Below are 8,798 nucleotides of genomic sequence, written 5' to 3' on the forward strand. Positions count from 1 at the left end.
CGCCGACGGCCAGCAGCACCCAGGTGGCCGGGCGCACCGCGGGCCGGCCCGCCGCCAGGCCGGCGATCACCGCCACCACGGCGGCGCCGCCCAGCACGGTGAGCCGGTCCGGGCGGTGCGCCAGCGAGACCCAGCCCGCCAGCACCAGCAGCCCGCTGAGCACGAAGGCCACCCGGTACGGCCCGCCGGCCGGGATCGCCAGGCCGTGCCAGACCAGCACCGTCGGGGTCCAGAGGAAGCCGACCGCCACCAGCACCAGCGCCGCGCACCACAGGGCCCGCTCCCGAGCCCGCACCCGCCGGTTGAACGGCAACCCGCACACCACCAGCAGCCCGAACACGCCGATCGCCACGTCCGGCAGCTGCTGCCCGCCATGGGCCGCGGGCAGCAGCCGGGAGAGGTGGGCGGCGACACCGGACGGGCCCAGCGGCTCGACCGGGGACTCCGGCTGGGCCCGGCCGGTGGCCAGCACCGCGACGAACAGCACGGGGGAGGCGAGCAGCACCCCGGCGGTGGCCGTGGTGACGGCCCGGCCGGTGGCCCGGACCCGGTGGCGCAACGGGAGCGGGGCGGCGAACAGCCGGACGGCGAACAGCAGTCCGGCCGCCAGGGTGGCCAGCGCGGCGGTGTACAGGTTGCCCGTCCAGGCGAGCGCGACGCACAGCGCGCCGGCCACCCAGTGCTTCTCGCGCAGGCACCAGTCGGCGGCCAGGCCGAGCAGGGGCAGCGAGACCAGGCCCCAGAGCCACATCGGGGCGGCCCCGCCGACGTCCAGCACCCAGGCGCACAGCCCGTACCCGACGGCGGCGAACACCCGCAGCCACCGGGGGCCGGGGTGCAGCCGGCCGAGCAGCCGGGCCATCAGGGCGGTGCCCAGGCCGATGGTGGCCAGGGTGACCAGGAGGACGGCGAGCCGGCCCTGGTCGCGGGGGAGGAGCGCGGTGGGCCAGGAGAAGGGGTTCATCAGGTAGGCGAAGAAGTCCGCCAGGAACGGGGCCCCGTAGCCGCTGTTCCAGTTGAACAGCAGGTCCCCGGCGGCCTGCCCGTGCAGCAGGTCCCACAGGTGGGCGTGGTACGGCACGGCGACCGCCTCCGCCCCGGCCGGCCACCGCCCGCGCACCGCCGCCGCCAGGCCGTACCCGCCCATCGCCAGCCCCGCCGCACCCGCGCAGACCAGCACCTCCCGCCGCCGCTCGCCCATCCGCACCCCGTTCCACACGCCTCGCCGGACCCCGCCACCCTAGGGCGTGTCTGACGATTCCCGCCGGGTGCGCGACGCCGGGGCACGCACCTCGCCGCGTTGTCGTCGGTCGCCGATGCTCCGCATGGACTCCCTCCTCCGCCTTGCGATGCACGCACTCCAACGCCGCGCCCTGATCCGACGCCAATGGTCAGACACGCCCTAAGCACGCCCCGGGCGCCCCCCGCGTCGCACGCGCTCCCTCGAAGGAGTGAGGCGATGGCATCGCCGGGATTCGAGCTGAGACGGTGCTTCCGTGGCAGCAGAAATCGCTGGGGAGATGCCGGAGTGGTTGAGGCCGCCGGCTGCCGGTTACACCGCGGACGATGTGGACCGCTTGCAACAGCTCCCGCCCCATACGGAGCTGCTGTGCGGAAGCCTGGTGTTCTCCGTCCGCCAGACGATCTTCCACGCCGGGACGGTCAGCTGGCTTGACCGCCAACTGGCCGACCAAGTGCCGGAGGGCTGGGAGGTGTGGTGGCAGATGGGGCTGAAGATCGATTCCCGCAATCGGCCGGAGCCCGACCTCATGGTGGTTGATTCCCGGGTGGGGAGCGGTCCTGGGCAGACGTTCTGGCTCCCCCAGGACGTCGTGCTGGTCGTCGAGGTGGTCGAGGAAGGCGAGGCGGAGTGGGATCGTGAGATCAAGCCACGAAAGTACGCGGCTGCCGGAATTCGTCACTTCTGGCGCATCGAGTGCGAGCAGGGGCGGCCTGTTGCCCACACGTACGAGTTGGACGCGGCCTCGGGTCAGTACGTGCCGAGTGGAACCTTCCAGGAGCGTCTGACAGTTCGACGCCCGTTTCCGTTTACGGCCACCCTTGACCGTCCGCATGGTGGACGGCAGGTGTCAGTACCTGGGACGGCGGAGTAGGGTCCGAGCATGTCTCGCACCATTCGTCTCGCAGTAGTCCCCGGTGACGGCATCGGCCAGGAAGTGGTGGCCGAAGGCCTCAAGGTCCTGGGTGCCGCGCTTCCCGCCGACGTGAAGCTGGAGACCACCGAGTACGACCTCGGGGCCCGGCGCTACCACCGGACCGGGGAGACGCTGCCGGACGACGTCCTGGCCGAGCTGAAGTCGCACGACGCGATCCTGCTGGGCGCCATCGGCGACCCGAGCGTGCCGTCGGGCGTGCTGGAGCGGGGGCTGCTGCTCAAGCTGCGGTTCGCCTTCGACCACCACATCAACCTGCGTCCGGGCCGGCTCTTCCCCGGGGTGTCGTCCCCGCTGGCCGGCCAGCCGGAGATCGACTTCGTGGTCGTCCGCGAGGGCACCGAGGGCCCGTACGTCGGCAACGGCGGCACGCTGCGCACCGGGACGCCGCAGGAGGTGGCCACCGAGGTCAGCCTGAACACCGCGTACGGCATCGAGCGCGTGGTGCGCGACGCCTACCGCCGGGCGCAGGCGCGGCCGCGCAAGAAGCTCACCCTGGTGCACAAGAACAACGTGCTGGTGCACGCCGGGCACCTGTGGACGCGGATCTTCGCCGAGGTCGGCCGGGAGTTCCCCGAGGTCACCACCGACTACCTGCACGTCGACGCGGCGACCATCTTCTTCGTCACCCAGCCGGAGCGGTTCGACGTCATCGTCACCGACAACCTGTTCGGTGACATCCTGACCGACCTGGCCGCCGCCGTCACGGGCGGGATCGGCCTGGCCGCGAGCGGCAACATCAACCCGAGCGGCGAGTTCCCGTCGATGTTCGAGCCGGTGCACGGCTCGGCGCCGGACATCGCCGGCCAGGGCAAGGCCGATCCGACCGCCACCGTGCTGTCGGTCGCGATGCTGCTGGAGCACCTCGGCTTCGCCGCCGAGGCCGCCGCGGTCGAGGCCGCCGTCGCGGCGGACCTGGCCGAGCGCTCGGGCGCCCGCGGCACCTCCCAGGTCGGCGACGCGCTCGTCGCCCGAGTAGCCGGCTGACCGGCCGGATCCGAACACACGGTTCCGGCTGACGGGGCCGGACCGCACATCACCGCAGCTTGCAGCTGTTCGGCACGGCCCTCTGGATGCGAGTATCGACAGTGGGCCGTGCCGTTGTGCGTCCATTCCGGTGAAGTTTGCCGAAACGTATCTGCGGCGGTGGCGGCCCGGACCAACCCCACGGTGAAGGAATCAGCCATGAGCACGGCCACCCAGGCGCCCATCACGTTCGACCTCAAGCCCTCCGCCCACCCGCTGCCCGCAGCGGAGCGCGAGGCCCGGCTGGCCAACCCCGGGTTCGGCCGGGTCTTCACCGACCACATGGTCACCATCCGCTGGACCGAGGGCGTGGGCTGGCACGACGCCCAGCTGGTGCCGTACGCGCCGCTGGAGATCGACCCGGCGAACATGACCCTCCACTACGGCCAGGCGATCTTCGAGGGCCTGAAGGCCTACCGCCAGGCCGACGGCTCCATCGCCACCTTCCGCCCGGAGGCCAACGCCGCCCGCTTCCAGGCCTCGGCCCGCCGCCTGGCGATGCCGGAGCTGCCGGTGGAGGCCTTCGTCGAGGCCGTCGAGCTGCTGGTCCGCCAGGAGCGGGACTGGGTGCCGAACGAGCCGGAGCAGAGCCTCTACCTGCGCCCGTTCATGTTCGCCACCGAGGTCGGCCTGGGCGTCCGCCCGGCCAACTCCTACCTCTTCATGATCATCGCCTCGCCGGCCGGCGCCTACTTCCAGGGCGGCATCAAGCCGGTCTCGGTCTGGCTGTCCAAGGAGTACGTCCGGGCCGCCCCCGGCGGCACCGGCGCCGCCAAGTGCGCGGGCAACTACGCGGCCTCGCTGGTCGCCCAGGCCCAGGCCGCCGAGAAGGGCTGCGACCAGGTGGTCTGGCTCGACGCCGCCGAGCACCGGTGGGTCGAGGAGATGGGCGGCATGAACCTGTACTTCGTCTTCGGCGAGGGCAAGGACGCCAGGATCGTCACCCCGGAGCTGTCCGGCGCCCTGCTGCCCGGCATCACCCGCGACTCGCTTCTCCAGCTGGCCTCGGACCTCGGCTACGCCGTCGAGGAGCGCCGGATCTCCACCGACGAGTGGCAGCAGGCCAACGCCGACGGCACCCTCACCGAGGTCTTCGCCTGCGGCACCGCCGCCGTCATCACCCCGGTCGGCTCGGTGAAGTCCGCCGCCGCCGACTGGACGGTCGGCGCCGGCGAGCCCGGCCCGGTCACCATGGAGCTCCGCAAGGCGCTGCTGTCCATCCAGGGCGGCCAGACCCCGGACACCCACCACTGGCTGCACCGGATCGTCTGATCCCGCACCCCGGCCGGCCTGCCCCGTTTCGCATCCCGAGACGGGCGGGCCGGATCGCGGAAGCTGTGCCAGACTGCCAGCGTGTCCTCGCTTTCGCTGATTATTAGCAGCAGGCGCGCCGGTCCGCAGTGACCGTTTCCGCTGGACCCGATGCGGAGCGACCACTAGCGTCCAGACCCGCGCGCAGACCTCTCGCACCCGCGAGGGGTCTTTTTGTTTCTCCCGGACCGGCCGACGGCCCCCACAAGGGGCCCGGGGACACCGGGACCGCGCGCGGGACCATGGACAGTGGAGCCGGGACGAGAACGTCCGGCAGAGCAGTACCCAACCTCCCCGAAACGGAGAACCAGGGGTCATGACCGAGGTCACCCGTACCGACGACAGTTTCCACGTGTTCGACACCACGCTGCGCGACGGAGCGCAGCGCGAGGGCATCAACCTGACGGTGGCGGACAAGCTGGCCATCGCCAGGCACCTGGACGAGTTCGGGGTCGGTTTCATCGAGGGCGGCTGGCCCGGGGCGAACCCGCGCGACACCGAGTTCTTCGCCCGGGCCGCCGTCGAGCTGGAGCTGGAGCACGCCCGGCTGGTCGCCTTCGGCGCCACCCGCCGGGCCGGCGGCAAGGCGTCCGAGGACCCGCAGCTGGCCGCGCTGGTCACCTCCGGCGCCCCGGTGATCACCCTGGTGGCCAAGGCGCACGACCGGCACGTGGAGCTCGCGCTGCGCACCACCCTGGACGAGAACCTGGAGATGGTCCGGGACAGCGTCGAGTTCCTGCGCTCGCGGGGCCGGCGGGTGTTCATCGACTGCGAGCACTTCTTCGACGGCTACCGGGCGAACCCCGAGTACGCCGTGTCGGTGGTCCGCACCGCGCACGAGGCCGGCGCGGACGTGGTGGTGCTCTGCGACACCAACGGCGGGATGCTGCCGGGCGGCGTCCGGGAGATCGTCGCCGACGTGCTGGCCAGGACGGGGGCCCGGCTCGGCATCCACGCCCAGGACGACACCGGCTGCGCGGTGGCCAACACCCTGGCCGCGGTGGACGCCGGCGCGACCCACGTGCAGTGCACCGCCAACGGCTACGGCGAGCGGGTCGGCAACGCCAACCTGTTCCCGGTGGTCGGCGCGCTGGAGATCAAGTACGACCGCCGGGTGCTGCCCGCGGGCCGGCTGGCCGAGATGACCAGGATCTCGCACGCGATCGCCGAGCTGGTCAACCTGACCCCCTCCACCCACCAGCCGTACGTGGGCTTCTCGGCGTTCGCCCACAAGGCGGGCCTGCACGCCTCCGCGATCAAGGTCGACCCGGACCTGTACCAGCACATCGACCCCGAGCGGGTCGGCAACACCATGCGGATGCTGGTCTCCGACATGGCCGGGCGGGCCTCCGTCGAGCTCAAGGGCAAGGAGCTCGGCTACGACCTCTCCAGCGACCGGGACCTGGCCGGCCGGGTGGTGGCCAAGGTGAAGGAGCAGGAGAACCTCGGCTACACCTACGAGTCCGCCGACGCCTCCTTCGAGCTGCTGCTGCGCGACGAGGTGCGCGGCAGCCGGGACCGCTTCTACACCCTGGAGTCCTGGCGGACCATCAGCGAGCAGGGCCCGAAGGGCTTCACGGGCAACGAGGCCACCGTCAAGCTGTGGGCCAAGGGCGAGCGCCGGATCGCCACCGGCGAGGGCAACGGCCCGGTCAACGCGCTGGACCAGGCACTGCGCGCGGCCCTGGAGGGCATCTACCCGCCGCTGGCCACCTTCGAGCTGGTGGACTACAAGGTCCGCATCCTGGAGGGCCAGCACGGCACCGGTTCCAAGACCCGGGTGCTGATCGAGTCCACCGACGGCTCCGTCACCTGGTCGACGGTGGGCGTGGCCGACAACGTGGTCGCCGCCTCCTGGCTGGCGCTGGAGGACGCGTACACCTACGGCCTGATCCGGGCCGGCCTGGAGCCGACCGAGTAGCCGGCCCGGGCCGGTCGGTGCCCGACATGCCTGTGGCCCGCGGGACTTCGTACGAAGTCCCGCGGGCCACGGTCGTGCGCGATCACCGAAGCCGGGCGAGCAGGGCGTGTTCGACGAGGGTGATGAGGGCGCTCTTGGCGCTGTCGCGGCGGCGGGCGTCGAGGGGGATGACGGGGGGGTCGGCGCCGAGTTGGAGTGCTTCGCGGACTTCGTCGGGGGTGTGGGGCTGGTGTCCGTCGAAGCCGTTGAGGGCGACGACGAAGGGCAGTCCGCTGTTCTCGAAGTAGTCGAGGGCGGGGAAGCAGTCGGCGAGGCGGCGGGTGTCGACGAGGACGACGGCTCCGATGGCGCCTCGGACGAGGTCGTCCCACATGAACCAGAAGCGGTCCTGTCCGGGGGTGCCGAAGAGGTAGAGGATGAGGTCTTCGTCGAGGGTGATGCGGCCGAAGTCCATGGCGACGGTGGTGGTCGTCTTGCCGGAGACGTGGCTGAGGTCGTCGATGCCGGCGGAGGCCGAGGTCATGACGGCTTCGGTGCGCAGGGGGTTGATCTCGGAGACGGCGCCGACGAGCGTGGTCTTGCCGACGCCGAAGCCGCCCGCGACGACGATCTTCGCGGAGGTGGTGGCGCGGGTGGGGGCGGCCGCGTTAGAGCTTGCGAAGTCCACTGAGGACCCTTTCGAGCAGCGTGACGTCGGGCTGGTTTCCGGTTTCGCCGCCGGAAGCGGGCTGGTGGATGGCGACCAGGCCGGCCTCGGCAAGGTCGGCCACGAGGATGCGGGCCACTCCCAGGGGAAGGGAGAGCAGCGCCGACACCTCCGCGACGGATTTGACCTCCGTGCACAGCGTGCAGATCCGCTGGTGCTCGGGGAGCAGGGTGGCCATGCGCTGCGGGTCGACGTCGGCGGAGACCAGGGCCTCCAGCGCGAGTTCGTAGCGCGGCCTGGTCCTGCCACCGGTCATCGCGAACGGGCGGATCAGCGGGCCGGAGTCGGGTTCGTCCTCGAACTCCTCGACGTGGCCGGGCTCCTGGGCGGGCAGGTAGCCGGGGTCCGGCTCGGGCGCCGGGGCCGGGTAGCCGGGCGCCGGGGCGCCGTACGAGGGCTGCCGGGCGTACTGGTCGTACTGGCCGTACTGCTCTTCGGGCCGGGGGTACGGCTGCCGGGGCTGTCCGTACTGGTGCCGGCCGTACTGCTGACCGTGGCCGACGCCGGGTGCTCCGAAGGCGTCATGGCCTGTGCCAGGGTACGGAACACCGTATTGGCCGCTGCGGTCGTCGGGCGGTGTCACGGTTCCTCTCCTCACAGGGTGCGGCGGTGCGGTGCGAGCTTCGGCGCAGGTCCGGAGCCGGTGGTGCGAAGGCCGTACAACGTCCGAACCCGAGCCCGCCGAAGCGGGCCCGGGAAGGACGCGGAGGTACTTCGAATACCTGGACGGTATCCGACGAACCGTCAGTGCAGGAGACTGCCCTGGAGTTCCGCGCGGAGTGCGGGGGTGAGGACGGCGCCGGCGCGGTCGACGAGCAGGGCCATCTCGTAGCCGACGAGGCCGATGTCGGAGTCCGGCGCGGCCAGGACGGCGAGTGCGGAGCCGTCGCTGACGGCCATCAGGAACAGGAAGCCCCGTTCCATCTCGACGACGGTCTGGTTGACCTCGCCGCCCTCGAAGATCCGGCTGGCGCCGGAGGTGAGGGAGGTGAGGCCGGAGGCGACGGCGGCGAGCTGGTCGGCGCGGTCCCGGGGGAAGCCCTCGGACATGCACAGCAGGAGGCCGTCCGCGGAGACCACCACGGTGTGGGACACCCCGGGGGTGTTGTCCACGAAATTGGTGATCAGCCAGTTCAGGTTCTGTGCGGCCTGGCTCATCTGAGTCAACTCAACGCTCCTGGTGGTTCGAGCCGCCGAAGAGATCGGTGCTCCGGTTCTGTCCGTTGCCGGACTGGTCTACCTGATCGGGGTCGATCCGGAAGCTTCCGGTGTTACCGGCACTGCGGCCCTGCTCCACACCGCGGCGCAGGTTGGTGAGGCGGCCACGGACCTCCTCCGGGCTGCGGGAGACCTGCGGCCCGTCCTGCGGGGTGGACTTGGCGTTGCCGGGCACCAGGTTCTGCTTGGGCACGCGCCGCGGCAGACCGGCACCGGTGGTGCCGCTGGAGGAGGGCTCGCGCAGCTGCTCGGCCCGCTGCCAGTCGCCGTCGTTCGGCGACTGCCAGGCGGCGCGGGCGGTCGGGCCGGTCGGGCCGTAACCGCCGAGCGAGGACACGTCGTGGCCGCGCTGGGTCTCGGGCGCCGAGGTGTCCTTGGCGCCGGCGAACCAGTTCGGGCTGTCGCCGGACTGGCCGCCGCCGGCCGGCGCGGCGGGGAGGCC

The 8,798-nt window shown here is 71.9% G+C and carries 8 protein-coding genes and 1 pseudogene; 4 read left to right on the forward strand and 5 right to left on the reverse strand.

Annotation, left to right across the window (positions count from 1 at the left end; genetic code table 11):
• Positions 1 to 1,201: YfhO family protein (locus AE652_RS46635; RefSeq protein WP_049656403.1), on the reverse strand; the 1,201-nt coding region annotated here is incomplete at its 3' end.
• Between the two features lie 295 nt (positions 1,202 to 1,496).
• Between AE652_RS46635 and AE652_RS27960 the strand changes: the two genes are divergently transcribed.
• The 4 genes from AE652_RS27960 to cimA all read left to right on the forward strand — a co-directional run bounded on the left by AE652_RS27960 (position 1,497) and on the right by cimA (position 6,432).
• Positions 1,497 to 2,114: a Uma2 family endonuclease gene (locus AE652_RS27960; protein ID WP_234348568.1), complete on the forward strand. Its 618-nt coding sequence runs from the start codon at positions 1,497 to 1,499 to the stop codon at positions 2,112 to 2,114.
• Between the two features lie 9 nt (positions 2,115 to 2,123).
• The gene (locus tag AE652_RS27965; protein WP_049656392.1) at positions 2,124 to 3,161 is read left to right on the forward strand and encodes a 3-isopropylmalate dehydrogenase; all 1,038 of its coding nucleotides are present in this window, start codon (positions 2,124 to 2,126) and stop codon (positions 3,159 to 3,161) included.
• 198 nt (positions 3,162 to 3,359) lie between these two features.
• On the forward strand, positions 3,360 to 4,472 hold the full coding sequence (locus AE652_RS27970) for a branched-chain amino acid aminotransferase (RefSeq protein WP_049656394.1): 1,113 nt from the start codon (positions 3,360 to 3,362) through the stop codon (positions 4,470 to 4,472).
• Between the two features lie 355 nt (positions 4,473 to 4,827).
• Positions 4,828 to 6,432: a citramalate synthase gene (cimA, locus tag AE652_RS27975; protein ID WP_049656396.1), complete on the forward strand. Its 1,605-nt coding sequence runs from the start codon at positions 4,828 to 4,830 to the stop codon at positions 6,430 to 6,432.
• 82 nt (positions 6,433 to 6,514) lie between these two features.
• Here cimA and AE652_RS27980 read toward each other — a convergent pair whose 3' ends face one another.
• From AE652_RS27980 to AE652_RS48500, 4 genes and pseudogenes are all read right to left on the reverse strand, one after another.
• Positions 6,515 to 7,099: an ATP/GTP-binding protein gene (locus tag AE652_RS27980; RefSeq protein WP_049656398.1), complete on the reverse strand. Its 585-nt coding sequence runs from the start codon at positions 7,097 to 7,099 to the stop codon at positions 6,515 to 6,517.
• Positions 7,080 to 7,721 carry a DUF742 domain-containing protein gene (locus AE652_RS44265; RefSeq protein ID WP_074001503.1) on the reverse strand — a complete coding sequence of 214 codons (642 nt, stop codon included), beginning with the start codon at positions 7,719 to 7,721 and terminating at the stop codon, positions 7,080 to 7,082. Before AE652_RS44265 ends, AE652_RS27980 begins: the two co-directional genes overlap by 20 nt.
• A 161-nt stretch (positions 7,722 to 7,882) precedes the next feature.
• Positions 7,883 to 8,296 carry a roadblock/LC7 domain-containing protein gene (locus AE652_RS27990; RefSeq protein ID WP_030248297.1) on the reverse strand — a complete coding sequence of 138 codons (414 nt, stop codon included), beginning with the start codon at positions 8,294 to 8,296 and terminating at the stop codon, positions 7,883 to 7,885.
• Positions 8,297 to 8,306: 10 nt separating this feature from the next.
• Positions 8,307 to 8,798: pseudogene (locus AE652_RS48500) on the reverse strand (hypothetical protein); the annotation flags it as partial.

It is taken from the genome of Kitasatospora sp. MY 5-36, assembly GCF_001182915.1.
Taxonomy (GTDB): Bacteria; Actinomycetota; Actinomycetes; order Streptomycetales; family Streptomycetaceae; genus Kitasatospora.